Below are 25,903 nucleotides of genomic sequence, written 5' to 3' on the forward strand. Positions count from 1 at the left end.
GATGTGTATAAGAGGCGAATCCCGCACCGGAGGCACCGCCGCCCGCCGAGCCTCCGCCGGGAGGCTAGGGCGGGTGAGCGTGCGGATGGATCCGAAGCGCTTCGACGAACTGGTCTCCGACGCCCTCGACCTGATCCCGCCCGAGCTGGCGGGCGCCATGGACAACGTCGTCGTCCTCGTCGAAGACCGCCATCCCGACGACACCGAACTGCTCGGGCTGTACGAGGGGGTGGCGCTGACCGAACGCGACTCCGATTACTTCGGATCGCTGCCGGACGCCATCACCATCTACCGCCAAGCGCTGCTGGACGTGTGCGAATCGGAGGACGAGGTCGTCGAGGAAGTGGCCATCACGGTAATCCACGAAATCGCTCACCACTTCGGCATCGACGACGACCGGCTGCACGAGCTGGGCTGGGCCTGAGAAACCTCGCAACCCCGCGGATCCTGGGCGCGGCATCCCGGATCTGTCCCCGACGGGTGCTATGAACTCACTTATGAGCATTGACTGCCGCGACTGCCGGGCAGGCTTAGATCACTGTCACGGCACCATCATTCGCCATGCACTGCACCGCTCGGAATGCACGGAGCCGGATTGCTTCAGTCCTGAGCTGTTGCCGCACGCCTTCGTCATCGACTGCGACGCCGTCGGCTGCGCATGCACCGAAGTCGTCGCGCTGGCCGTCTGACCGAGAGGTCAGCCCATCGGGTCGGTGCTTGACCGCACCGCGTCCGCGACGGGGGTCGCCTCTTCCTCCGGATAGAACGGCGGCGTCAACTTTCCCCAGCGCACGCAACTCCACCGTCCGTCGGTGATCGGGGTCAAGGCCACCGATTCGGTGTTGTCCAGGTGATTGTCCAGCGCGAAGTCGGCTTCCACGCCGGCCAGCACGGCGGCGGCCAGCCGGATCGCCGCGCCATGGCTGACGACGACGATGTCGCCGCGGAAGTCGTGGTCGTCGAGATAGCGCAGGCGCAGGTCGGTGAGCACCGGGACGTAACGCTGCAGCACGTCGTTGCCGGTTTCGCCGCCGGGGAGCGCCATGTCGAGCTCGCCGTGATGCCACCGCTCGTAGATCGCATTGAACTCGGCGACCGCGTCGTCGTCGTTGCGGTTTTCCAACCGCCCGACCTGCACCTCATGGATGCCACCCACCTCGATGGGGGGCATCTCGAACTGGCCGCCGATCACCGCCGCGGTCTGCGACGCCCGGGTGGCCACCGAGTGCGCGAGCATCGCCGGGCGCCCGGAACCCCGCGCAAACGCCCGGGCCTGGTCGCGGCCCAACGGGGTCAGCTCCGCCCCGGGCGGGCGGGTGTCGAGTCGGCGCTCGACGTTGCCGAATGACTGGCCGTGTCGCACCAGGATCAACCGACCGCTCACCGTTGCGGCCCCCGCTCGTCGGGCTTTCCGTCTCGCAGCTGCTCCAGCCAGCGCGCGGCCTCGTCGGCGGACGGCGGCAACGCCCCTGCCGGTGAGCCGGTGGGCCAGGATCCCAGGTATCGCACATCAGCACAACGACGGTGCAGGGCTTTGAGTGCCTCGGCGACGGCGTCGTCGTCGATATGGCCCACACAATCGGCGAAAAACCGGTAGATGCCGAGTCCGGTTCTGGTCGGCCGGGATTCGATGCGGGTGAGGTCGATGCCACGGACGGCGAACTCGGCGAGGGCGGCCAGCAAGGCGCCCGGCGCGTTGTCGATGCGCAGCACCACCGAAGTGCGGTCGGCTCCGGTGCGGGCCGGCGGCGGCCCGGGCAGCCCGACCAGAAGGAAGCGGGTGCGGGCATTGGCTTCGTCGACCACACCCTCGGCAAGGGTGGCCAAGCCTCGGTGCGTGGCAGCCAGCGGCGAGGTCACCGCGGCGTCGACGCGTCCCTCGGCCACCTGCTGGGCGGCGTCGGCATTGGAATACGCCGGCCGCAGTTCGGCGTCGGCCAGATTGGCGGCCACCCACTGGCGCACCTGGGCCGCCGCGACACCGAAGGCCGCCAACGTCCGCACGTCCGCGGCGCTGCGGCCGGGCTTGACGACGATGCTGAACGCGACGTCCAGCGTGGTTTCGGCGAACACCTGCAGGGGTGAGCCGATGGCCAGGCTGTCCAAGGTGGGCGTCACGGAGCCGTCGATCGAGTTCTCGATCGGCACGCAGGCGTAGTCGGCGGCGCCATCACGCACGGCGTCCAGTGCCGCGGAGGTGCTTTCGACGGGCGTGGGCTGCACTCCGGCCGGGTCTTGGTCGGGAACCAGACCGGCGGCGGTGATCTGTCGCAGTGCCGCCTCGGTGAACGTCCCCTCCGGACCAAGGTAAGCGATGCGGGCCACGTCCCAACCCTAGCGGCGTACCGGGAGAAAACCCTTGCGGCGTCATCGCCTGTAAGTTAACTTAGGCTTACCTAATTGGAGGATGAGAATGGTGTTACCGCAGAGTTGCCCTGCCCCGACCACCGCCGAGCGGATTCGCAGCGCCTGCGTCCGCGCCGACGGCGCGCTGCTGGCCATCGAGCATGACGACCCGGTCCCCACGCCCGTGCATCACCTGTTGGACGACGGATCGGTTGCGCTGGCACTTCCCGTCGAGCGGGACCGCGAGCTCGTCCGTCCCATCTCGGGATCCCAAGCGCTGCTGGAGCTCACCGACTACGCGCCCCTTCCGCTGCGCGAACCGGTCCGTTCACTGGTGTGGGTGCGCGGGCGTCTTCAGGAGGTGCACCCGGCCGAGATCCTCGACACGCTCGACCTGATCGCCGCCGAGTGCCCGAATCCGGCCCTGCTGGGCATCGACACCCCGCGATGCGCCCCCGTCGGTGGCGAAGAACCGCGGTACACGTTGCTGCGGCTCGAGATCGCCTCGGTGGTCGTCACCGATGCCACCGGCGCGGAGCCAGTCAGCGTGGACGACCTGTTGGACGCCCGGCCCGACCCGTTCTGCGCGCTCGAGTCGAGCCTGCTGTGGCACCTGGACACCGCCCACAGCGATGTCCTGGCGCGGCTCGTGTCCCGGCTGCCGGCGCCCCTGCGGCGCGGGCACGTGCGACCCCTGGGCCTGGACCGTTACGGCGTCCGGTTCCGCGTCGAGGGCGACGACCGCGATCACGACGTCCGGCTGCCGTTCCACAAACCGGTCGATGACATGCCCGGCCTGAGCCAGGCCATCCGGGTGCTGATGGGTTGCCCGTTCATCAACGGGCTGCGGGCCCGCGGCTAGCCGCAACCGCGGCGCACCAGCGCGGCGGGGCGCCGGGCACGTACGTTAGCCAGGTGAATGGCGACCGCTCACCGCAGCGCCGGCGGCCTCCAGGGTGGAGCCCGCCCGGGCAACCGCGCCCCGGGCCGCCGCGCTCCGAGCCGCCGCAGGTGATCCGCCGCCAGGCCGTCCCGCCGCCTTCGCCGACGGCGCAGACCCAGCCGTTGCACCGGCCAACGCCGCAACCCCCCGCCGCCGCGGCGGCCCCCCGGGTACCGCCCCCACGACCGCAGGCGCCGAGCACTTCCCGGAAGCGCCGCAAGCGCCGCTGGATCCGCACGGTGGCCTCGATGCTGCTGGTGGGCGTAGTGCTGATCGGCGCGGGCGTCATCGCAGGAGCCGTCTGGTTTGACGGCAAACTGCACCGCGAGCAGGTGCTCACCGACTACCCCGACCGGCCCGCAGCCGGCCGGGGCACCAACTGGCTGATCGTCGGATCGGACAGCCGCCAGGGGCTCAGCGCCGCACAGCAACAAGATCTGGCCACCGGCGGCGACATCGGTAACGGCCGTACCGACACCATCCTGCTGGTTCACCTGCCGGGCGTCGGATCCGCAGCGCGCACCACGATGGTGTCGATACCCCGCGACTCCTATGTGCCGATCCCGGGGCATGGCAAGGACAAAATCAACGCCGCGTTCGCGATGGGCGGTGCGCAGCTGCTGGTCCAAACGATGGAGCAGGTGACCGGGTTGCGCCTCGATCATTACGCCGAGATCGGGTTCGGCGGGTTCGCCGCCTTGGTGGACGCCCTCGGCGGGGTGACGGTGTGTCCGAAGACGTCGTTCAACGACCCGTTGGCCGGCATCGACCTCCCGGCCGGCTGCCACACCCTCAACGGCCGGAACGCCCTCGGATACGTCAGGTCACGCGACACGCCCCGGGCAGATCTGGACCGAATGGTCAATCAACGGCAGTTCGTGGCGGCAGTGCTGCACCGGGCCGCCAGTCCCGCGGTATGGCTCAATCCGTGGCGCTGGTATTCGGTGCCGCGTGCGGCTGCCGACGCGCTCACCGTCGACCGGGGCGACCACGCCTGGGATCTGGCCCGGCTCGGCTGGGCACTGCACGGGTCCACCACCACGATGACCGTCCCGATCGGCGAGTTCACCAGCGGTGACGCCGGCTCGGTGGTGGTGTGGAATCACGACGAGGCGGCCCGGTTGTTCCAGTCCTTGGCTTCCGACGCGCCAGTACCGCCCGTCACGTCGGACGAACAGCAATAGCGGTCGGCTTAACCACTGCCCACGCCCGCGCCGTTGCCCCGCAGCCACGCCTTGGTGCGACCCGGGTGGTGTGTCGCGAGCCAGGCCACCCCGACGTCGCGGCAGAAATCGATGTCCTGATAGTCGTCGACGTTCCAGCAGTAGACCGCCCTGCCCTGGGCGATGGCGCGGTCGGCCAGTTGGGGATATTCCCTCAGCGTCGACAGCGAAGGCCCGACGGCGGTGGCGCCGATGGCGGTGGGTGCACCGCTGGTCAGGTAGCGCCCCGTCTTGCCGAGCAGCACCGTGGGCAGCAGCGGGGCGGCCCGCCGGATCCGCCAGACCGCGGACGCCGAGAACGACATCACCACCGCGCGGGACCGGTCCGCCGAGGCGGGCGCGGCGATGCCGAAACGGTGCAGCGACGCGAGCAGCTTGGTTTCCACCAATGAGCCGTACCGCACCGGGTGTTTGGTTTCGATGAACAGCTTCACCGGCCGACGCCAATCCAGCACCAGCGAAACCAGCGCGTCCAGCGTCAACAAACTGGTGTCACCGTGCGTGCCATCTTCTCGCCAGCTGTCGTGCCAGGCCCCGTACTCGAGCTCACGCAGTTCGGCGAGGGTCATGGTGCTCACCAAGCCGGCGCCTGTCGAGGTCCGGTCCAGCCGGCGGTCGTGCACGCACACCAGATGCCCGTCGCGGGTCAGCCGCACGTCGCATTCCACGCCGTCGGCGCCTTCTCTGAGCGCCAGGTCGTAGGCGGCCAGCGTGTGTTCGGGCCGCGCGGCCGACGCACCGCGGTGGGCGACGACATAGGGATGCCCGGCGAGCACCTCGTCGGCCCACGTCATACCCCTATGCTGCCGGTTCCTGCCCCTTCAACTCAACCGGGGCCGCAGACGACGGCGTGGCGGGCCGGTCATCGGGGACCGCGACCCAGCGATGTGCAGGCCGCGCGACGGGTTTGCGCTGGAATCCTTCGAAGACGCGGGTGGCGGCGGCCAGCGTGGCGGCCGCGAACAGATACGCGAAGACCATCAGGACCGTGTTGTTGGCGATGCCCTGGGCGTCACCGGCAAAGCTGGTCGCGAGGGCGGCGATGGACACGGCGTAGCTGCAGACCCACGCGGTCCACCACTGAAGAATGGTGCCGCGCAACCGGGCGTAGTGCTCTTCGAGGAGCGCCAGCTCGATCACGTACACCGGGGCCCACAGCAGGTTGGCCAGCGGCACGACGCAACCGGCCCACAATGCCCGCGTTGAGCGCGGCTCGGGCAGGCCATGATGGGCGAACACGGCGGCGCGGCGGGCAATCATCCAGCGGATCAGCAGCACGCCCGAGGCGATCACCGCCGCACCCGCGCCCACACTGGCGAGCACGCCGAGCCAATCGGCGCCGATGGCCACCCACGAGTTCAGCAGGGTGTTCCGGTTGATCGCCAGCAGCACGTACCGCACCACGTAGACCAGGGCGGCGATGCTGAGCACCAGCACGCCGACGAAGGACGTGGTGCGAACGAGCTGCGCTGACGGCCCCTGCTGCGCAGGCGTTTCGGCGGCTGCGGGCACCCGCTCGACACGGTCGGCCAGGCCCCAGCGCGGAATGACGGTGTAGCGCGGCGTGGGCCCGAGGGGACGGCGGAAGTGACGGGGCGGCGGCGCGGCGCCGGGCCGCACCGCTATCCAGCGGTAGCCGGGCGGCAGTCGCGGCGGCGTGCGCTGCCATCCCCGCGCCCCCGTGGGGCGGGCCGGCGCCGGGGCGCCGGGGGCACCCCATCGCGGGTCGGCCGGTGGGGCGTCCGGCGACGGTGCCATCAGGGCCCCGCGGCAGCGGGGACACCATTCGCGTTGTCGGTCACGCACGTTCCAGCGGGTGCCGCACTGGGAGCACACCTGGATCACCGGACCAGACTAACGCCGTGCCGACGCGGGCCGAGGAACGCGGGCCGCGGCCCCCGTGCGACGGCGGCCGTCGGCGACCGTTCGAGCGCGCTCGGCAACCGACTGAGCCGGCAGAGACTATCCACAGTTTCCACAGGTTTATCCACATAGACATAGGGGGTACAAAAGGCATCAATACAGCCCCTGGCGGCTGACCGTGGTGTCACTGTGGATAACACCACGGCATTGTCGGCATGCCAGCGACAGTCTCCAGTTGGCCGCTGAGCGAAATGGATTGTCTAACTAAGCACCCGCACCGGCAGCGCGTCCGCCGACGATCGCCGCTCCGACCGCGTGGGTCCTGCCGGGTTTGCGTGACCACCAACCCGCAGTTCAGCGCATTTTTTCCCAAGCCCGTCACAAAGCGCTATGATCGCGTTCGCGAAAAGTGTTTGTGACTCACCTCACTGACGCGAGGTGACCTTGGCGCGAAAGGCGATTGATGACCACGCATTCGTTCGGTCCGGGTTCACCGGGCCCGTCGAAGTCGTATTGCGGCTCGCCGGCGTGGAATCACAGCTACAGCATCGCCGCGCTGCGTGCGGGGCTCATCGCCCTGGCGCTGCTGGCGGTGCTCGCAGTCATCGTCTTGTCTTGAATCGCCCTGTTGTCTTGAATCTCCGCTGAACGGGTATCCGCGTTCCGGCTCACAAGGGTCGTTCTTGCGGAGCGCGCGGTCATGGAGCAGGGTTGACAACGGCTGGCCGCCCTGAGGTGGCCCCGCGCGACTGAGCGTCAAGACGATAATCGAAGAAAGGAATGCCGTGGCTGAATACACCCTGCCCGACTTGGACTGGGACTATGCAGCGTTGGAACCGCACATCTCGGGGCAGATCAACGAGATCCATCACACTAAGCACCACGCCACGTACGTCAAAGGCGTGAACGACGCTCTGTCCAAGCTCGAAGAGTCCCGCGCCAACGAGGACCACGCTGCGATCTTCCTGAACGAAAAGAACCTCGCGTTCCACTTGGGCGGCCACGTCAACCACTCGATCTGGTGGAAGAACCTGTCGCCGGACGGCGGCGACAAGCCGACCGGCGAATTGGCCGCGGCGATCGACGATGCGTTCGGATCGTTCGACCGATTCCGCGCGCAGTTCAGCGCGGCCGCCAACGGTCTGCAGGGGTCGGGTTGGGCGGTCCTGGGCTATGACACCCTCGGTAACCGACTGCTGACCTTCCAGCTCTACGACCAGCAGGCCAACGTTCCGCTCGGCATCATCCCCTTGCTGCAGGTCGACATGTGGGAGCACGCCTTCTACCTGCAGTACAAGAACGTCAAGGCGGACTACGTCAAGGCGTTCTGGAACGTCGTCAACTGGGCGGACGTGCAGAAGCGCTACGCGGCTGCAACCTCGAAAACCCAGGGCCTGATTTTCGGCTGACTTTATTTCGATCGACGGGGGCGTCGCGCGGTTGCGCGGCGCCCCCGTCGTTTGTCCAACTCCTCAACGGACTGCGTGACAAGGTCTGCGCCGCTGACCGTGTCGTGTTGCACGCCGCCTAAACCGCAGGCATGCTTAATTATTCGGACTTACCAGTGTGGTTATTCCAAGCGGAGGCGTCGCGCGGAGGTCGAAATGGAAACTGGGTCGGATCGACCTATCGGGGTTTCCCCATTCCATTCTCGCGGCGCCTTGAAGGGGTTCGTGATCTCCGGGCGGTGGCCCGATTCGACCAAAGAATGGGCCCAGCTACTCATGGTCGCGGTCAGGATCGCGTCTTTGCCCGGATTGCTCTCCACCACAACGGTCTTCGGAGCCCGCGAGGAATTGCCGGACGAGCCGGAGCCGGGCACGGTTGGCCTGGTGCTGGCCGAGGGCACTGTTTTCGGTGAATCAGCCATTCAGCCAGGCTATTTCGCCGACCATCAGCCCCCGGCCTTACTCATGTTGCACCCGCCGTCGGAAACCACACCGTCCCTGCCGGAATGCAGCGGGGCGGCGTCCGGATGCGTCTTGCTGCCCGGGTTGCCCTATCTGGGACTCGAGCATCGCGCGGCGTGGGTGGAGGCAGAAGCCGACGGCACCATCACCTCGATGGTGAGCCGAGTCGGTGTCGACCCGATCAGCCATCCCGATACGGCGATATTGGCAATGCTGCTCGCCGCATAACGGACTGCCCGAAACGGTCGGGACTCGAATCCGACGAAACGCGGCTGACGAACTGCACCGCCTCGCTGGGAGACGCCGAACGGGACTGTTAACGGCCATCGCCTGACGCGGCCGTGTCGACGCGGCGCGAACGGTGATTCGCCTTGCTGACCGTGGTGTCGTCGTTCCCGCTCGCGGAGATGAGCGACAAGACCGCCCCGGCGACGGTGGCGTCGGCGAGCGAGCACGACTGGACGGCTGTGGATGCTGTTGACAGCGCTTTGTGCTGGCACTGGGGTGGCCATCGCCCGCGACCGTCGCCGTGGCGGTGGCCGGCTCCGCAACCGCGGTCGCGCAGACGCTGCGGTGCCGCAGAACCGTCGCCGCACTCGGCGCCGGACCACCGGGTACCGGCTAAGTTAACACCGCCTCGACCACCGGTTTCCCGGCACCGTCTGCCGGGCAGCGCGGCGCTCGTGCGAGCCGCTTTCATACTCGGCAGCAAAGGGTGTGCTAAATCGGCCCAGATTGCTGGCCCGTTGCGGTGCGATCGCCCAGCACCGTCCGGCATATTATCGCCCCCGTCAGCAGGTCGTCCGCCCGCCACTTCGGAACGGATGCCCAATTCTGCGGATAACCTGTGAGTTCCATTGATTTAGTGGACACCCCAGCGAATCAGTTAGACGCTCGTCAAGTGGGGAGTTGGCAGGCGTCAGCTATGCCCGTCGGGATTCCCCGGGGGTTTGCACCTGGTTACGGTCACCAAGCCTCGCTACCATGATCAGCAAATACACCTAGGTAATAGTTCACTTCTACAGCCCAGTGGAGGTCATATCAATGAGCACGACGTTCGCTGCTCGCCTGAACCGCCTGTTCGACACGGTGTATCCGCCGGGACGCGGGCCGCACACCTCCGCGGAAGTCATCGCGGCGCTCAAGGCGGAGGGCATAACGATGTCGGCTCCCTACCTCTCCCAGTTGCGTTCCGGCAACCGCACCAACCCGTCGACGGCGACCATGGCCGCTTTGGCCAACTTCTTCCGCATCAAGTCGGCCTACTTCACCGACGACGAGTACTACGAGAAGCTCGACAAGGAATTGTCGTGGCTGGCCACGACGCGCGACGACAACGTGCGCCGCATCGCGGTGCGCGCGGCCGAGCTGTCCCCCGAGGCGCAGCGTGAGGTCATGGAGCGGGTCAACGAGCTACGCCGGGCCGAGCAGCTGGACGCCTGACGTCCACGCCTGGCGCCGGCCGTCGGGCCTGCCCTGGAGGGCTGCCGCCCGCCCATTCCGATTAGGGTTGGCTCAGCGGATCGCGCAACCGCGAGAGCGATAGTCCACGAGATAACCGGGAGGCGGCCGGGAATGGGCCTGTTCCGCAAGCGAAAGAGCCGCGCGACGCGTCGCGCTGAAGCCCGCGCAATCAGGGCCCGCGCGAAGCTCGAGGCCAAGCTGGCCGCGAAAAACGAGGTTCGCCGCGTCAAATCCGCCCAACGGGCAGAGGGCAAGGCGCTGCGAGCGCAGATCAAGGCGCAGCGAGACAGTGACCGCAATGCACTGAAAGTCGCTGAGGCCGAACTCAAAGCCACGCGGGAGGGCAAGATTTTCTCACCGACGCGGATCCGCAGGGTGCTGACGGTGTCTCGGCTGCTCGCGCCGATCCTCACCCCGGTCATCTACCGGGCGGCCGTCGCGGCCCGCGCTGTGATCGATCAGCGTCGCGCGGATCAACTCGGCATTCCGTTGGCTCAGATCGGGCAGTTCTCCGGGCACGGCGCCCAGTTGTCGGCCCGCATCGCCGGGGCGGAGAAGTCGCTGCGAATGGTGCAGGACAAGAAGCCCAAGGACGCCGAGACCAAGCAGTTCGTGTCCGCCATCGCCGAACGGCTCACCGATCTGTCGGCGGCGGTCACCGCGGCGGAGAACATGCCGGCCGCGCGACGCCGGGCGGCCCACGCCGCGATCTCGACGCAGCTCGACGGGATCGAGGCGGACCTGATGGCCCGCCTCGGGCTGAGCTGACCGCCGCACCGAAGTGCTACACCCCGGCATGTCAATCCACCGCAGGTGGATCGCGCGCGGCCTGATCGCGATCACCGCGGCGGTCGCGCTCTATCTCGGAGCGGCGGCCCAGACCCCCGCCGCGTGGGCGCACGTGCACGCCAGCAGCGACAACCCGGTACGCGGGGCGATGGCGATCGTCACGTTCCAGGTACCCAACGAGTCGAACACCGGGGCGCTCACCACGGCGCTGACCATCAGGCTTCCCAGCGTCGCATCGGCGCGCACCGAAAGCCTGCCGGGCTGGACGGCCAGGCTCGACCGTGACGCGGCGTCGGGCACCGTGCGCTCGGTGACGTGGACTGCCGCCCCCAACGGCGGGATAGGGGCGGATCAATTCGCCCTGTTCCGGTTGTCGGTGAAGCTGCCCGACATCGAGAGCGTCAGCTTCCCCGCCGCGCAGACCTACTCCGACGGGACCGTCGTGAACTGGGATCAGCCGCCGCTGCCCGGCGGCGGCGAGCCGGAACACCCGGTACCCACGCTCACCCTCGCCACCGGACCGGCATCGCACCAAGACCACGCGTCGTCCTCCGCGCCCACCCGGCCAGATGCGGCCGATAACACCGCCCGGCTGCTGGGGGGCGCCGCTCTGGTGGTCGCCGCCGCGGGCATCGCGATTGCGTTGATCCGCCGACGGGCATGAAACGCCTGTCGGTTGGCGTGTGCGTCGGCCTCATGCTCGTCCTGGCCACCCTGACCGCGCCGGTCGCGTCGGCGCACGCCACTCGCGTATCCACCGATCCCCCGGCCGACGCGGTATTGGCGACGGGCCCGCAGCGGGTGAGCGCCACCTTCAACGAGCAGTTGCAGACCACGTTCGTCGCCATGACGGTGGTCGGGCCCGACGGCAACGGGTGGTCCACCGGAGAGCCCACCGTGCAGGGCGCGGTGGTCGGCATCGCCCTGCGTGCACTCGGACCGGCCGGGACGTACACCGTGAACTACCGCGTCACGTCCGCCGATGGCCACGTGGTGTCCGGATCCTGGTCGTTTCGGCTCACCGCGCCGGGCACCGGCACGCCCGGGCCACCCGCGGCGGCCCCGGCGGGCGGTGGTGCGCTACCGGTCTGGCCATTCGTGGCGGTCGCGGTGGCGCTCGTCGCCGGGGGCGCGTGGTGGGCGGCGCGGGGCAGGCGCTGAGAACGGTGGCGGCGACCGGTGACCGAGGTGCCGTGAGGCGTCCTGGCATGATGGGATCTTGACCCCGGTGAGCTAGGGGGACGACGACAGAGGAAGCTCAAGGAGCGGCCGCATGGCAGACCCGCAGGATCCAACCAACAGCGCAGCCGACGGCGCCGGCACCCCGCCGGAGAAGATACCGCCCGCCAAGGCGGCGAAAAAGGCCGCGAAAGCGCCAGCCAAAAAGGCACCTGCGAAAAAGGCGCCCGCCAAAAAAGCGCCGGCCAAAAAAGCACCCGCCAGGAAGGTACCCGCGAAGAGCGCCGATCCTGGCCCCCCGAAGCCGGCCGAACAGCCGGCCCAGCAACCACTCGACGTTGCGCAGCGGGCCGAAAGCAACGGCGACCTCAGCGCTGCCGCCAAAGATGCTGCCGCACAGGCGAAGTCCACTGTGGAGGCGGCCAACAACCCGGTCTCTCCCGCGGTCGCGGGCCCCGCAGCGGGTCAATCTCCGGTGCCGCTGATCGTTGCCCTGGCCGTCAGCCTGCTGGCCATCCTGCTCATTCGCCAGCTGCGTCGCCGCTGAGCGGCGTGCGTCTAACGTGTCAGAAGTGACGGTGTCTTTCCGGCCGACGGCCGACCTCGTAGACAGCATCGGTCCCGACGTACGCAGCTGCGACGTGCAATTCCGCCAGTTCGGCGGTCGCCCCGAATTCGCCGGGCCGATACGTACCGTGCGTTGTTTTCAGGACAACGCATTGCTGAAATCGGTGCTCTCGGAGCCGGGTGACGGCGGGGTTTTGGTCATCGACGGTGCCGGTTCCCTGCACAGCGCGCTGGTTGGCGACGTCATCGCCGAGTTGGCCCGCTCCAACGGCTGGGCCGGACTCATCATCAACGGCGCGGTGCGCGACTCTGCCACGTTGCGGGGCATGGACATCGGCATCAAGGCGTTGGGCACCAATCCTCGCAAGAGCACCAAGACCGGTACCGGCGAGCGTGACATCGAGGTCACCCTGGGTGGGGTGACGTTCGTGCCGGGCGACATCGCCTACAGCGACGACGACGGAATCGTCGTCGCCGCAGGAGAGTGAGCCGCTAAACCGCCACCGGGGCAGGCTTTTTCGCGAACGTCAAGCCTTCGTCGTCAATCTTGCCACGCCGGATGGTGCGCATGTCGAAGAAGTAGTTCTGCTTGAGTCGCCACGGCGCCCGTGAGCCCGACTTGGGCAGCAGGTGCATCGAACGCCGGAAGTAGCCGGGAGTGAAGTCCATGAACGGCAGCTCGTCGACATCGTTGCCCGGATGCTGCGGCTCCACGAAGTCAAAACCCTTGGCGTCCATGTAGTTCAGCAATCGGCAGACGAATTCGGAGACCAGGTCGGCCTTCAGCGTCCAGGACGCGTTCGTGTATCCAAAGGTGATGGCGAAGTTCGGCACACCGGAGAACATCAGGCCCTTGTAGGTCATCAAGGAGGTCAGCTCGATGTCCTCTCCGTTGCGGGTCGGCTTCACCCCGCCCAGTAACTGCATGTTCAATCCCGTTGCGGTGACGATGATGTCGGCCGCCAACTCCTCACCCGAGGTGAGCTTGATACCGGTCTTGGTGAACCGGTCGATGGTGTCGGTGACGACGTCGGCCTTGCCGTGCCGGATGGTCCGGAAGAAGTCGCCGTCGGGCGCTAGACACAACCGCTCGTCCCAGACGTTGTAGCGCGGGCCGAAGTGCTTCTCGACGTCGTAGCCCTCCGGCAGGCGCCGCTGCGCCATCGTCATCAGCGTCTTGCGCATGTAACCCGGGGCTTTGCGGGACAGCTGGTACTGGAAAGTGCTGAATGCGATCGCTTTCCAGCGGTTGGCCATGTGCGCGAGGCGCTCGGGCAGCAGCCGGTTCGCCTTCTCGGCGAAGGGATCGACCCCGGGCAGCGAGCCGATGTAGGTCGGCGAGCGCTGCAGCATCGTCACGTGTCCGGCGCCCGAGTTCACCAGGGCGGGAATCAGGGTGATCGCGGTGGCGCCGGATCCGATCACGACGATCCGCTTGCCCGCGTAGTCGAGGTCCTCCGGCCAGTGCTGCGGATGGACGATGGTGCCGCCGAAGTCGTCCGAACCCGGGAAGGTGGGCGAGAACCCCTCGTCGTAGTTGTAGTAGCCGGTGCAGGCGAACAGGAAGGAACACGTCATCTTGCTTTGCCGGCCGTCGCTGTCGACGGTCACGGTCCAGCGGTTGTCGGTGTCGGACCAGTCGGCGGCCACCACCCGATGGCGGTAACGGATGTTCGGCTCGATCCGGTTCTCGACCGCCGTCTCCTTGATGTAGGCCTTGATCGAGGCTCCGTCGGCGATCGACTTCGCTGAGCGCCAGGGCCTGAACCGGAAGCCCAGGGTGAACATGTCCGAGTCCGACCGGATGCCCGGGTATTTGAACAGGTCCCAGGTTCCGCCCAGGTCGGCGCGCCGTTCGAGGATGGCGTAGCTCTTGGTGGGGCAGCGTTCCTGCAGGTGCCAGGCCGCGCTCACGCCGGAGATGCCGGCGCCCACGATGAGGACGTCGAGGTGCTCAGTCATGAATACAACGCTATCAACACCGCGTTGAACCAGTCAACACCGTGTCGAAACTCTCGACAACATGTAAAGTAGCGCCTGTGACTAGCGTCGGTCCCGCCCGCACCCACAGAGGTAGGCGTTCGGCGCGCCCGTCCGGCGACGATCGAGAACTGGCCATTCTGTCCACCGCCGAACAGCTGCTGCGGGATCGCCCGCTCGCCGACATCTCCGTCGACGACCTGGCCAAGGGCGCCGGCCTGTCCCGGCCGACGTTCTACTTCTATTTCGCGTCCAAGGACGCGGTGCTGCTCACCCTCTTCGAGCGCGTGATCATGGAAGCCGACTCCGCGCTCGAGACCATGGTCGCAAACCCGCCTGCCGACCTGAAAGCGTTGTGGCGCATCGGAATCAACGTGTTCGTCGAGACCTTCAGTGCACATCGCGCGGTGTCGCTGGCCGCCGACGCCGCGCGCGTTAACAAGGATGTCGACGAGCTGTGGTCGCGCTTCATGCAGAAATGGGTCGACCACACCACCACCGTGATCGAAGCCGAGCGCGCGCGCGGCGCGGCACCTGTGACGCTGCCGGCCCACAACCTGTCCGCGGCACTGAACCTGCTCAATGAGAAGGTCATGCTCAGCTCGTTCGCCGACGGGCGACCGTCGGTGCCCCAGGAGCAATTGCTCGACACGCTGGTGCACATCTGGGTCAACAGCGTCTACGGCAACGCCTGCTGAGCCGGGCTTGTCGGCACCCTATGCGAACATATGTTCGTGCGGTGCGATGCGTCCATCCTGCACGCGGACCTCGATTCGTTCTACGCGTCCGTCGAACAGCGCGACGACCCGACCTTGCGTGGCCGCCCGGTGATCGTGGGCGGTGGAGTGGTGCTGGCCGCGAGCTACGAGGCCAAGGACTACGGCGTGCGCACGGCCATGGGCGGATCGCAGGCACGGCGGTTGTGCCCGCACGCCGTGGTGGTGCCGCCGCGGATGAGCGCCTATTCGCGTGCCAGTGACGCCGTCTTTGAGGTGTTCCGGGATTGCTCCCCGATCGTCGAGCCGCTGTCGGTGGACGAAGCCTTCCTCGATGTCGGCGGGTTGCGCCGGGTCAGCGGCACGCCGCTCGCGATCGCCGAGCGCCTGCGCGCGGACGTGCGCGGCCGCGTCGGGCTACCGATCACCGTCGGCGTCGCCCGAACCAAGTTCCTCGCCAAGGTCGCCAGCCAGGAGGCCAAACCCGACGGGCTGCTGTTGGTGCCGCCCGATCAGGAGCTGACCTTCCTGCGACCGCTGCCGGTGCGCCGGCTCTGGGGTGTGGGCGCGGTGACCGCCGAGAAACTGCGCGCACACGGCATCGAGACTGTCGCCGACGTCGCCGAGCTCAGCGAATCCACACTGGGCTCCATGGTGGGAGGGGCGATGGGCCGCCAGCTGTACGCGCTGTCCCACAACATCGACCGTCGCCGGGTGACGACCGGTGTCCGTCGCCGCTCCGTCGGCGCTCAGCAGGCGCTGGGCCGCGCTGGAAACACCATGTCGGCCAACGACATTGACGCCGTGGTGGTCAACCTGATCGACCGCATCACGGGCCGCATGCGTGCCGCCGGATGCACAGGCCGCACCGTGGTGCTGCGGCTGCGCTTCGACGACTTCACCCGGGCAACCCGGTCACACACCTTGCCGTGGGCCACCTCGTCCACGACGCCCCTGCTCGCCGCCGCGCGTCAGCTGGTCGCGGACGCGGCGCCGCTCGTCGCGCAGCGCGGCCTGACGCTGGTCGGCTTCGCGGTCTCGGGCATCGACCGCACCGGAGCCCAACAGCTGATGTTGCCGTTCGCCGACCCGAAGCACCGCTTGGCCGGCGACGACATCGACGCGGCTATCGATCGCGTACGCCGCCGCTACGGGAAATCGGCACTGACGCCCGCGGTGCTGCTGGGTCGCGATCCGGGCTTCGAGATGCCGCACCTGCCCGACTAGTGGCGATCGCGAGCGCGGCGCAGCCGGGCGAAGCGGGTCGTCACCATCTGGACTAGTGGCGATCGCGAGCGCGGCGCAGCCGGGCGAAGCGGATCGTCACCATCTGGACTAATTCGAGCCCGTCCACTCGAGAAGCCGCTCGGCCGGCCAAGTGTTCACAATCCGGTCGACGGGAACGCCCGCGTCCAATGCGCGCTGGGCGCCATAGCCGAGGAAATCCAGCTGACCGGGCGCGTGCGCGTCGGTATCGATGGTGAACACGCAGCCGATTTCCAGTGCGAGGTTCAGCAGCCGGCTCGGCGGATCGCGCCGTTCTGGGCGGGAGTTGATCTCGACGGCGGTGCCGTGATCGCGGCACGCGGTGAACACCGCCTCGGCGTCGAACTTGGATTCCGGCCGGATGCCGCGATTCCCCGACACCAGCCGGCCGGTGCAATGACCCAGCACGTCGGCGTGCGGATTGGCCACCGCGCGCAGCATCCGCCGGGTCATCGCGGCGGCATCCATCGACAACTTGGAGTGCACGCTGGCCACCACCACGTCGAGGCGCTCCAGTAGCTCGGGCTCCTGGTCGAGGCTGCCGTCCTCGAGAATGTCGACCTCGATGCCGGTGAGGATGCGCATCGGCGCGAACTTCTCCTGCAACCCATCGATCACGTCGAGCTGCTTGCGCAGGCGCTCGGGCGACAGACCGTTGGCGATGGTCAGCCGCGGCGAGTGGTCGGTCAGCGCGCAGTACTCGTGGCCCAGCGCTGCCGCCGAGGCCATCATCTCCTCGATCGGCGCCGAGCCGTCCGACCAGTTGGAGTGCAGATGCAGATCGCCGCGCAGCGCGGAACGGATGTCGCCGCCACCGAGATCCTCGGCGCTAGAACGGAGTTCGACCAGCAGGTCGGGCTCGCGTCCGGACCACGCCTGGTCGATGACCTTGGCGGTCTTAGGCCCGATTCCCGGCAACGACTGCCAGCTGTTGGCCTGGCCGTGACGCTCCCGGGTCGCGTCGTCGAGGCCCTCGATGATGTCGGCCGCGTTGCGATAGGCCATCACGCGCCTGGGGTCGTGGCGGCTGCGGTCCTTGAAATAGGCGATCTGCCGTAATGCCGCTACCGGATCCATGACTCCAGTGTGCCCGCGCGGTGACTGCAAGCGGGGCGAAGCCGGGCGCCGCACGCCGGCGCCGCACCTGCGCGCATCACAACAGTTGTCCGGCGACGAACCCGGCGAGCAGCACGCTGAATCCGCCGATCTCCCCGGCGATCAGCAACGTCATTGCCAGCGCGGTTCGCCCGTCGGCGTTTGCGAATTGGTTGACGGTGTCGCGTCGCGCTCCGTGGCTGATGTAGGCCGCGATGGCCGCCACGAAGAAGAAGACGACCACCCCCGCCGCCGTCAGGTTCACCCACACCGGCCAGGCGCTCAGTTGCACGAACACCGCCAGCAGCAGCGTCGCGAACGAATACAGCAGCGCAGCCCGGTGTGCGATGTCGACGTAGGGATGCGCGAGGTGGTTCTCGGACGTCATCATCTCGCGGTATTTCCACACGCCCAGAACGAGCGCAAGCAGGAAGATCAGGCCCGCGGCCAGCAGGGTGATCTTGGTGTCTATTCCGAGGGAGCAACAAGGACAAGTCATCGCGCGGTCGAGTTTAGTTGCCCTTCATAAAGACCGACTAACGTCGATGCCATGCGATTCGCGTTCAAAACTTCTCCGCAGAACACCACCTGGGCACAGATGCTGGCCGTCTGGCAGGCGGCCGATGACATCGACGTCTATGAGTCCGGGTGGACGTTCGACCACTTCTACCCGATCTTTTCCGACAGCAGCGGGCCCTGCCTGGAGGGCTGGACGACGCTGACGGCGCTCGCGCAAGCCACCCGGCGGCTGCGGGTGGGCACCCTGGTCACCGGGATCCACTATCGCCACCCCGCGGTGCTGGCGAACATGGCCGCCGCCCTCGACATCATTTCGAACGGACGGCTCGAGCTGGGGATCGGCGCCGGCTGGAACGAAGAGGAGTCCGGCGCCTATGGCATCGAACTGGGCGGCATCAAGGAACGCTTCGACCGGTTCGAGGAGGCGTGCGAGGTGCTGACCAGCCTGCTCAGCCAGGAGACCACCGACTTCGACGGCAAGTTCTACCAGCTCAAGGGCGCCCGTAACGAGCCCAAGGGTCCGCAGCGGCCCCACCCGCCGATCTGCATCGGCGGCAGTGGAGAGAAGCGCACCCTACGGATCACGGCTCGCTACGCCCAGCACTGGAATTTCGTGGGCGGCCCGCCCGACGTTTTCGCCCACAAGCGTGACGTCCTGGCCTCGCACTGCGCGGACATCGGCCGCGATCCCAAGGAGATCATGCTCTCGGCCCACCTGCGCCTGGAGCCGGACCTGGACTACGGGAAGGTCGTCGAGGACGCCGCCGGCCTCGCCGCCGAAGGCTTGGACCTGGGCATCGTCTACCTTCCCCCGCCGCACGACCCGTCCGTGCTGGAGCCGCTTGCCGAGGCGATCCGCGACTCGGGCCTATGGCAACGGTGATGCCGTTTTGCCGGCCCGCATCCGGGGCTGCCCGACGAGAATCACGCCAGGCGCGCTCTGAGCAAACCCGCCGGGCACCGGTCAGCGCGCTGGCCGGGCCATCACGCACCGAAGAGCAATAAGTCCTGAGCGGTCACCAGACGCTCATGCTTGGCGGGAAACTCCCGGCTTTTCACCGGGTGACGTAACCATGACCAGGCGATTCGCCCCATCCGTGACTGAGGTAATGGGTGGATATGCACAAGAATCTCTCCTGCGATCAGTCCGTTCAACCGGGCAACCGGCGTGACCCCTATGTGAGCGGGCTCACAACGGGTTATTAGACACTAGCCGCCTGGCAAACAGGGGGAGACTCGCCGAACGAAGCCGGCCGTGTTTCTCGTGTGACTGGTGTTACTACTGAAGCGGTACCGCGGTCGGTTTGACCGGCGCCGGCAGCGCGGTCGACCCCATCAGGAAGCGGTCGGCCGCGGCCGCGGCGGCCCTGCCCTCAGCTATCGCCCAGACGATCAGCGACTGGCCACGACCCATGTCCCCGGCGACGAAGACGCCCGGAACCGAGGTATCGAAATCGGCCCCGCGGGCGACGTTGCCGCGCTCGGTGAGTTTCACCTCGAGGTCGGTGAGCAGGCCCTCCTTCTCGGGGCCGACGAATCCCATCGCCAGCAACACCAAGTCGACCTCGAGTTCGAATTCGGAACCCTCCACCTTGACGAACTTGCCGTCTTCCATGGTCACCTCGTGCGCCTTGAGCGCAGTCACGTGACCGTCTTCGCCGACGAACTCTTCGGTGTTGACCGAGAACACCCGCTCGCCGCCCTCCTCGTGCGCCGAGGACACCCGGTACATCAGTGGGTAGGTGGGCCACGGGGTGGACGGCGCGCGGGTCTCCGGCGGGCGCGGCATGATCTCGAACTGGTGGATGACCGCCGCGCCCTGGCGGTGCGCGGTGCCCAGGCAGTCGGCCCCGGTGTCCCCACCACCTATGATGATGACCTTCTTGTCCTTGGCGGTGATGGGCGGCTCGCCGTCGGGCCCCAGCACGTCGTCGCCTTCCTGCACGCGGTTACCCCACGGCAGGTATTCCATCGCCTGGTGGATGCCGTCCAGTTCCCGGCCGGGGACGGGCAGATCACGCCCTGCGGTGGCCCCGCCGGCCAGCACCACGGCGTCGAAGTCGGCGCGCAGTTGCTCCGCGGTGATGTCGACTCCGACGTTGACACCCGCCCGGAATTCCGTTCCCTCGGCCCGCATTTGGTCCAGACGGCGGTCCAGGACGCGCTTTTCCATCTTGAATTCCGGGATGCCGTAACGCAGCAGTCCACCGATGCGATCGGCCCGCTCGAAGACGGTGACGGTGTGGCCGGCGCGGGTCAGTTGCTGGGCGGCGGCCAAACCGGCCGGCCCGGAACCCACCACGGCGACCTTTTTGCCGGTCTTCTTCTCCGGCGGCAACGGCCGCACCCAGCCCTCGTCGAAGGCCTTGTCGATGATCTCCAGCTCGATCTGTTTGATCGTCACCGGGTCCTGATTGATGCCGAGCACACAGGCCGGCTCACACGGCGCCGGGCACAGCCGCCCGGTGAAGTCCGGGAAGTTGTTGGTGGCATGCAGCCGTTCGATGGCGTCGCGCCACCGGTCCCTGCGCACCAGATCGTTCCACTCCGGGATGAGATTGCCCAGCGGGCAACCGTTGTGGCAGAAGGGAATACCGCAGTCCATGCAGCGGGTCGCCTGCTCGCGCAAGGTCTCGTTGTCGAAATCTTCGTAGACCTCACGCCAGTCGCGCAACCGCAGCGGGACAGGCCGGCGCTTCGGCAGTTCCCGATGCGTGTATTTCAGGAAGCCGCTCGGATCAGCCATGTGCGGCCGCCATGATCGCCTTGTCGACATCCACGCCGTCACGTTCCGCATCAGCAATGGCCTGCAGCACCTGCTTGTAGTCCCGCGGCATCACCTTGGCGAAATGCCGTTGGTGTTGCGGCCAGTCACCCAGAATGCGCTGGCCGACAGCGGAATCGGTGGCATCAACGTGTGCCTGAATCATGGCGTGCAACCACTCGTAGTCATCATCATCCAAGCTCTCGAGCTCGACCATCTCCGCATTGAGATTGCCTGGGAATTCGCCGTGCGGATCGTAAACGTAAGCCACGCCGCCGGACATGCCCGCCGCGAAGTTACGTCCGGTGCGACCGAGGACCACAACCTTTCCGCCGGTCATGTATTCGCAACCGTGGTCCCCCACGCCCTCGACGACGGCGTGCGCACCGGAGTTACGTACCGCGAATCGCTCGCCGACGACGCCGCGCAGGTATGCCTCGCCGCTGGTCGCGCCGAACAGAATCACGTTGCCGCCGATGATGTTGTCCTCGGCGACGTAGTCCGGGGGCGCGTCGTCCGACGGCCGAACCACGATCCGGCCACCGGACAGCCCCTTACCGACGTAGTCGTTGGCGTCGCCGTAGACGCGCAGCGTGATGCCCCGCGGCACAAACGCGCCGAAGCTGTTGCCCGCCGACCCGTCGAAGGTGATGTCGATGGTTCCGTCCGGCAACCCTTGACCGCCATAGGCTTTGGTGACCTCGTGGCCGAGCATGGTGCCCACCGTGCGGTTGACGTTGCTGATGGTCGTGGAGAACCGCACCGGCTTCCCTGAGTCCAGCGCCTCGCGGCTCATCACGATCAACTGCTGATCGAGCGCCTTGTCCAAGCCGTGGTCCTGGCGCGAGCTGCAGTACAGATCCTGGTTCATGAACGCCGATTCCGGCTCGTGCAGAACCGGGGTCAGATCCAGCCGGTGTGCCTTCCAATGCGCCCGCGCCAGCGTCATGTCCAACGATTTCACCTGGCCGACGGCCTCGTTGATGGTGCGGAATCCCAACTGCGCCATGTATTCGCGGACTTCTTCGGCGATGAACATGAAGAAGTTCTCGACGAACTCGGGCTTGCCGGTGAAACGTTCCCGCAGCAGTGGGTTCTGGGTGGCCACCCCGACGGGGCAGGTGTCCAGGTGGCAGACCCGCATCATGATGCAGCCGGAGACGACCAGCGGCGCGGTGGCGAAGCCGAATTCCTCGGCACCGAGCAGCGCCGCGATCATCACGTCGCGTCCGGTCTTGAGCTGACCGTCGACCTGAACCACGATCCGGTCGCGTAATCCGTTCAGCAGCAACGTCTGCTGGGTCTCGGCCAACCCCAGTTCCCACGGGGCCCCGGCGTGCTTCATCGAGGTCAGCGGGGTAGCGCCGGTGCCGCCGTCGTGCCCGGAAATCAGCACCACATCCGCGTGGGCCTTGGACACTCCCGCGGCCACCGTGCCGACTCCGTTCTCGGAGACCAACTTGACGTGCACGCGCGCGGCCGGGTTGGCGTTCTTCAGGTCGTGGATCAGCTGCGCCAGATCCTCGATGGAGTAGATGTCGTGGTGCGGCGGCGGCGAAATCAGTCCGACGCCGGGGGTGGAGTAGCGTACCGTGGCAACCCACGGATACACCTTGTGCCCCGGAAGCTGGCCGCCCTCACCGGGTTTCGCACCTTGGGCCATCTTGATCTGGATGTCGGTGCAGTTCGTCAGGTAGTGCGACGTGACGCCGAACCGCCCGGAGGCAACCTGCTTGATCGAGCTACGACGCCAATCGCCGTTGGGATCACGGTCGAACCGCTTGACGTCTTCGCCGCCTTCACCGCTGTTGGACCGACCGCCCAGGCGGTTCATCGCTATGGCCAACGTCTCGTGCGCCTCGGCGGAGATCGAGCCGTAGCTCATCGCCCCGGTCGAGAAGCGCTTGACGATTTCACTGGCAGGCTCGACTTCGTCCAGGGGGATCGGGGGATTGATCCCGGCCCGGAACTTGAGCAGGCCGCGCAGGGATGCCATGCGCTCGCTTTGGTCGTCGACCAGACGGGTGTAGTCCTTGAACACCTTGTACTGGCCGGTGCGCGTGGCGTGCTGCAGCTTGAAGACGGTCTCGGGGTTGAAGAGGTGATACTCGCCCTCGCGGCGCCACTGGTACTCCCCGCCCACCTCGAGCTCGCGGTGCGCGCGCTCGTCCGGGCGGTCCAGGTAGGCCAGCGCGTGCCGGGCAGCGACGTCGGCGGCGATGTCGTCCAGGGTGATGCCGCCGATGGGACAGCTCAACCCGGTGAAGTATTCGCTCAGCACATCCTCGGAAATGCCGACCGCTTGGAACAACTGGGCGCCGGTGTAGGACGCCAGCGTCGAAATGCCCATCTTGGACATGACTTTCAGCACACCCTTGCCCGCGGCCTTGATGTAGTTGCTCAGCGCCGTTTTGCGGTCAATGCCTTCGATGACTCCGCGGTCGAGCATGTCCTCGATGGACTCGAACGCCATGTACGGGTTGACCGCCGCTGCGCCGAAGCCGACCAGCGCGGCCATGTGGTGGACCTCGCGTGCGTCACCGGTTTCCACCACCAGCCCGACGTGCGTCCGGGTCCGGTCGCGCACCAGGTGGTGGTGCACGCCGGCCACCGCGAGTAGCGACGGAATCGGCGCCATCTGTTCGTCGGAGTCGCGGTCGGACAGGATGATGACTCGCGCGCCGTCAGCGATCGCCGCCGACGCCTGCGCACGCACCTCCTCGATCGCGGCAGCCAGCCCGGCGCCGCCCTCGGCGACGGGGTACAGGCAGCGAATCACCTTGGAACTCATGCCATGCGGGCGGCCATTCACCTCGGCATCCGGGTCGAGGTTGATCAGCTTCGCCAGCTCCCGGTTACGCAGAATCGGCTGCGACAGCGCGATCTGGTGACACGAGCGCTCGGTCGGGGTGAGCAGGTCGCGCTCGCCGCCGGTGGTGCCCTGCAGGCTGGTCACCACCTCCTCACGGATCGCGTCCAGCGGCGGGTTGGTCACCTGCGCGAACAGCTGCTGGAAGTAGTCGTAGAGCGTCCGGGGTCGCTGCGATAGGACCGCGACCGGGGTGTCGGTACCCATTGACCCGATCGGTTCTGCGCCGCTACGCACCATCGGCGCCACCAAGAGGTTGAGTTCCTCATAGGTGTAGCCAAATGTCTGCTGCCGCTTGACCAGTCGGTCGTGGGGCATCCGCTTGTAGTTGCCTTGCGGCAGGTCGTCGAGCGCGACCAGGTTCTTGTCCAGCCACTCCTGGTAGGGGTGTTCGGCAGCCAGTTCCGCCTTGATCTCCTCATCGGCGACGATGCGGCCCTGAGCGGTGTCCACCAGGAACATGCGACCTGGTTGCAACCGCATCCGGCGGACCACCTTGGCCGGGTCCAGCTCCAGCACACCGGCCTCGGAGGCCATGACCACCAAGCCGTCATCGGTGACCCAAATCCGCGAGGGGCGCAAGCCATTACGGTCGAGCACGGCGCCGATGATGGTTCCGTCGGTGAACGTTATCGACGCGGGGCCGTCCCACGGCTCGATCAAAGAAGCGTGGTACTGGTAGAACGCTCGCCGCGCGGGATCCATCGACTCGTTGCGTTCCCAAGCCTCGGGGATCATCATCAACACCGCGTGGGCCAGGCTGCGCCCGCCCAGGTGGAGCAGTTCGAGCACCTCATCGAAACGCGCGGTGTCGGAAGCCCCGGGGGTACAGATCGGGAACAACTTCTCGACGTCGGCTTCCTCTCCGAAGATGTCGGTCTTGATCAGCGCCTCGCGCGCCCGCATCCAGTTCTCGTTACCGGTGACGGTGTTGATCTCACCGTTGTGCGCGACGCGGCGGAACGGATGCGCCAGGGGCCACGACGGGAAAGTGTTGGTGGAGAACCGGGAGTGCACGATACCCAGCGCGCTGGTCAACCGATCGTCTTGCAGGTCAAGGTAAAACGCCTTGAGCTGAGGGGTGGTCAGCATGCCCTTGTAGACGAATGTCTGACCGGAAAGGCTTGGGAAGTACACGGTTTCGCGACCGGGGCCGTCCTGGCCCGGGCCCTTGGTACCCAGTTCGTGCTCGGCGCGCTTACGCACCACGTAGGCGCGGCGCTCCAGCGTCATACCGGATGCACCCGCCATGAACACCTGCCGGAAGGTGGGCATCGCGTCGCGGGACAAGGCGCCCAGCGACGAGTCGTCGATGGGGACATTGCGCCAGCCCAGCACCGTCAGACCCTCGGCTTCGGCGATCTTTTCCACCGCGGCGCACGCGGTCGCGGCGTCCTTGGACGATTGAGGCAGGAACGCGATGCCGGTGGCGTAGCTGCCTTCGGGCGGCAACTCGAAGTCCACGACCTCGCGCAGGAAGGCGTCCGGGACCTGAAGCATGATGCCGGCGCCGTCACCACTGCGAGGCTCGGCGCCTTGGGCACCCCGGTGTTCGAGGTTCAGCAGCGCAGTGATTGCCTTGTCCACAATGTCGCGGCTACGGCGGCCGTGCATATCGACGACCATGGCAACCCCGCACGCGTCGTGCTCGAACGCGGGGTTGTATAACCCGACGCGCTTGGGCGTCATATGCACCTGACCCTTCACCTGAACGTTCTGCGCGGCCGTGAGCAGCGGCCCCGACGAGGTCGCACCCGGAGGTTGCGGGCTAAAACCCCTTCGGTCTTGTCTCGATGGGCTGTGGCCCCAGGCGGAGATGCTCCTGTTAGGGACGTCCGTGCAGCTCTGAACGGTGGCCTGGAACCGGTCTCGACAAGTCGTAAAACGATATGACAATACCCGCCTGACATGCCAACTTCGTCAAGTCTAACCGCCAGCTGGCAGCGTCGTAAATTTCGCTGCTGCCGTTAATCCCCAATTGTGCCGACCCCTCGTCTGCGGTGTCGAATTCTGTGGGTAGCTGCGCGTATTCGATGGGCCCCCGGGCCGGCCCAGGCTGCCGTGCAAAGTTTGCTGACAAGCACGTCCTGTTGCGTCGGCGATGTCACTGCGGTGGGTATGAGCGTGCTCAGCGCCCAACCCGACACCCCTCGACACCGGGGCGGTGCGCGCGGCCGAGTTTGCAGGTTCGCACAACGGGCACGGCAGGAGATACTGAACGGGTATTGGTCACACCCGGCGTCGCAGGTTGGACCGTGGCGCTTATCACGTAACACGTTCGTCGCCGCCGGCTCATCGGCGCAACGATCGACCGCCTGGCACGCGAGGAGCAAATGAACGAGCGCGACGAATTCCTGCGGGACCGTCTGCAGCCCGAGCGGCCGAGCGCACCGGCGGCACGCCCGTCCGG

Annotated in this window: 24 protein-coding genes and 2 pseudogenes; 17 read left to right on the forward strand and 9 right to left on the reverse strand. The window is 67.1% G+C overall.

Annotated features, from left to right (window positions below):
* Positions 1-73: 73 nt before the first annotated feature.
* Positions 74-491 (forward strand): annotated as a pseudogene (locus A5782_RS24580) (metallopeptidase family protein); the annotation flags it as partial.
* A 6-nt stretch (positions 492-497) separates the two neighbouring features.
* The gene (locus tag A5782_RS24585; RefSeq protein WP_067104906.1) at positions 498-689 is read left to right on the forward strand and encodes a hypothetical protein; all 192 of its coding nucleotides are present in this window, start codon (positions 498-500) and stop codon (positions 687-689) included.
* A gap of 8 nt (positions 690-697) precedes the next feature.
* On the opposite strand, the gene A5782_RS24590 is transcribed toward A5782_RS24585, so the two are convergent.
* Positions 698-1,384, reverse strand: a complete 687-nt coding sequence (locus A5782_RS24590) for a histidine phosphatase family protein (protein ID WP_067104908.1) — start codon at positions 1,382-1,384, stop codon at positions 698-700.
* Positions 1,381-2,325, reverse strand: coding sequence for a prephenate dehydratase (pheA, locus tag A5782_RS24595; protein ID WP_067104910.1), 945 nt, complete (start codon positions 2,323-2,325; stop codon positions 1,381-1,383). The genes A5782_RS24590 and pheA overlap by 4 nt, the downstream gene beginning before the upstream one ends.
* Before the next feature lie 88 nt (positions 2,326-2,413).
* Here pheA and A5782_RS24600 point away from each other — a divergent pair, with 88 nt between their 5' ends.
* Positions 2,414-3,208, forward strand: a complete 795-nt coding sequence (locus tag A5782_RS24600; RefSeq protein ID WP_067104952.1) for a DUF2470 domain-containing protein — start codon at positions 2,414-2,416, stop codon at positions 3,206-3,208.
* Positions 3,209-3,261: 53 nt separating this feature from the next.
* Positions 3,262-4,473 carry an LCP family protein gene (locus A5782_RS24605; RefSeq protein WP_067104912.1) on the forward strand — a complete coding sequence of 404 codons (1,212 nt, stop codon included), beginning with the start codon at positions 3,262-3,264 and terminating at the stop codon, positions 4,471-4,473.
* Between the two features lie 8 nt (positions 4,474-4,481).
* Here A5782_RS24605 and A5782_RS24610 read toward each other — a convergent pair whose 3' ends face one another.
* Positions 4,482-5,306: a glycerophosphodiester phosphodiesterase gene (locus A5782_RS24610; RefSeq protein WP_067104914.1), complete on the reverse strand. Its 825-nt coding sequence runs from the start codon at positions 5,304-5,306 to the stop codon at positions 4,482-4,484.
* Between the two features lie 4 nt (positions 5,307-5,310).
* A complete protein-coding gene (locus A5782_RS24615) occupies positions 5,311-6,357 on the reverse strand; it encodes a DUF4328 domain-containing protein (protein WP_156624100.1) in 1,047 nt (348 codons plus the stop codon).
* Between the two features lie 481 nt (positions 6,358-6,838).
* On the opposite strand from A5782_RS24615, the gene A5782_RS26615 reads away from it, so the two are divergent.
* From A5782_RS26615 to rraA, 10 genes and pseudogenes are all read left to right on the forward strand, one after another.
* A complete protein-coding gene (locus tag A5782_RS26615) occupies positions 6,839-6,994 on the forward strand; it encodes a hypothetical protein (RefSeq protein WP_197694341.1) in 156 nt (51 codons plus the stop codon).
* 166 nt (positions 6,995-7,160) lie between these two features.
* Positions 7,161-7,784 (forward strand): superoxide dismutase, encoded by a 624-nt coding sequence (locus tag A5782_RS24620; protein WP_067104916.1) that lies wholly within the window; start codon positions 7,161-7,163, stop codon positions 7,782-7,784.
* A gap of 195 nt (positions 7,785-7,979) precedes the next feature.
* A complete protein-coding gene (locus A5782_RS24625) occupies positions 7,980-8,513 on the forward strand; it encodes a peptidase (RefSeq protein ID WP_067104918.1) in 534 nt (177 codons plus the stop codon).
* A gap of 140 nt (positions 8,514-8,653) precedes the next feature.
* A pseudogene (locus tag A5782_RS27370) lies at positions 8,654-8,755 on the forward strand (UPF0016 domain-containing protein); the annotation flags it as partial.
* Positions 8,756-9,329: 574 nt separating this feature from the next.
* On the forward strand, positions 9,330-9,728 hold the full coding sequence (locus tag A5782_RS24630) for a secretion protein EspR (protein WP_067104920.1): 399 nt from the start codon (positions 9,330-9,332) through the stop codon (positions 9,726-9,728).
* A gap of 132 nt (positions 9,729-9,860) precedes the next feature.
* Positions 9,861-10,517 (forward strand): DUF6474 family protein, encoded by a 657-nt coding sequence (locus tag A5782_RS24635; protein WP_067104925.1) that lies wholly within the window; start codon positions 9,861-9,863, stop codon positions 10,515-10,517.
* A 28-nt stretch (positions 10,518-10,545) separates the two neighbouring features.
* Positions 10,546-11,202, forward strand: a complete 657-nt coding sequence (locus A5782_RS24640) for a YcnI family protein (protein ID WP_067104926.1) — start codon at positions 10,546-10,548, stop codon at positions 11,200-11,202.
* Positions 11,199-11,699, forward strand: coding sequence for a copper resistance CopC family protein (locus A5782_RS24645; protein ID WP_067104927.1), 501 nt, complete (start codon positions 11,199-11,201; stop codon positions 11,697-11,699). The genes A5782_RS24640 and A5782_RS24645 overlap by 4 nt, the downstream gene beginning before the upstream one ends.
* A gap of 112 nt (positions 11,700-11,811) precedes the next feature.
* Positions 11,812-12,264, forward strand: a complete 453-nt coding sequence (locus A5782_RS24650; protein ID WP_067104928.1) for a nucleoid-structuring protein H-NS — start codon at positions 11,812-11,814, stop codon at positions 12,262-12,264.
* A 25-nt stretch (positions 12,265-12,289) separates the two neighbouring features.
* Positions 12,290-12,772, forward strand: a complete 483-nt coding sequence (rraA, locus tag A5782_RS24655; RefSeq protein WP_067104936.1) for a ribonuclease E activity regulator RraA — start codon at positions 12,290-12,292, stop codon at positions 12,770-12,772.
* A gap of 4 nt (positions 12,773-12,776) precedes the next feature.
* On the opposite strand, the gene A5782_RS24660 is transcribed toward rraA, so the two are convergent.
* Positions 12,777-14,246: an NAD(P)/FAD-dependent oxidoreductase gene (locus A5782_RS24660; protein ID WP_067104937.1), complete on the reverse strand. Its 1,470-nt coding sequence runs from the start codon at positions 14,244-14,246 to the stop codon at positions 12,777-12,779.
* Positions 14,247-14,323: 77 nt separating this feature from the next.
* On the opposite strand from A5782_RS24660, the gene A5782_RS24665 reads away from it, so the two are divergent.
* Positions 14,324-14,962, forward strand: a complete 639-nt coding sequence (locus tag A5782_RS24665) for a TetR/AcrR family transcriptional regulator (protein ID WP_067104938.1) — start codon at positions 14,324-14,326, stop codon at positions 14,960-14,962.
* A 30-nt stretch (positions 14,963-14,992) separates the two neighbouring features.
* A complete protein-coding gene (dinB, locus tag A5782_RS24670) occupies positions 14,993-16,207 on the forward strand; it encodes a DNA polymerase IV (protein ID WP_067104939.1) in 1,215 nt (404 codons plus the stop codon).
* Positions 16,208-16,315: 108 nt separating this feature from the next.
* Here the strand turns inward: dinB and A5782_RS24675 are convergent, their stop codons facing one another.
* Together A5782_RS24675 and A5782_RS24680 are read right to left on the reverse strand one after the other, a co-directional pair.
* Positions 16,316-17,323, reverse strand: coding sequence for a PHP domain-containing protein (locus A5782_RS24675; RefSeq protein ID WP_067104940.1), 1,008 nt, complete (start codon positions 17,321-17,323; stop codon positions 16,316-16,318).
* Between the two features lie 76 nt (positions 17,324-17,399).
* Positions 17,400-17,840 carry a hypothetical protein gene (locus tag A5782_RS24680; protein WP_067104941.1) on the reverse strand — a complete coding sequence of 147 codons (441 nt, stop codon included), beginning with the start codon at positions 17,838-17,840 and terminating at the stop codon, positions 17,400-17,402.
* Between the two features lie 51 nt (positions 17,841-17,891).
* Here A5782_RS24680 and A5782_RS24685 point away from each other — a divergent pair, with 51 nt between their 5' ends.
* Positions 17,892-18,743: an LLM class F420-dependent oxidoreductase gene (locus A5782_RS24685; RefSeq protein ID WP_067104942.1), complete on the forward strand. Its 852-nt coding sequence runs from the start codon at positions 17,892-17,894 to the stop codon at positions 18,741-18,743.
* Positions 18,744-19,139: 396 nt separating this feature from the next.
* On the opposite strand, the gene A5782_RS24690 is transcribed toward A5782_RS24685, so the two are convergent.
* Together A5782_RS24690 and gltB are read right to left on the reverse strand one after the other, a co-directional pair.
* Positions 19,140-20,606: a glutamate synthase subunit beta gene (locus tag A5782_RS24690; RefSeq protein ID WP_067104943.1), complete on the reverse strand. Its 1,467-nt coding sequence runs from the start codon at positions 20,604-20,606 to the stop codon at positions 19,140-19,142.
* Positions 20,599-25,182 (reverse strand): glutamate synthase large subunit, encoded by a 4,584-nt coding sequence (gltB, locus tag A5782_RS24695; protein ID WP_067104949.1) that lies wholly within the window; start codon positions 25,180-25,182, stop codon positions 20,599-20,601. The genes A5782_RS24690 and gltB overlap by 8 nt, the downstream gene beginning before the upstream one ends.
* Between the last annotated feature and the right edge of the window lie 721 nt (positions 25,183-25,903).

The organism is Mycobacterium sp. 852002-40037_SCH5390672 (assembly GCF_001665875.1).
Classification (GTDB): domain Bacteria; phylum Actinomycetota; class Actinomycetes; order Mycobacteriales; family Mycobacteriaceae; genus Mycobacterium.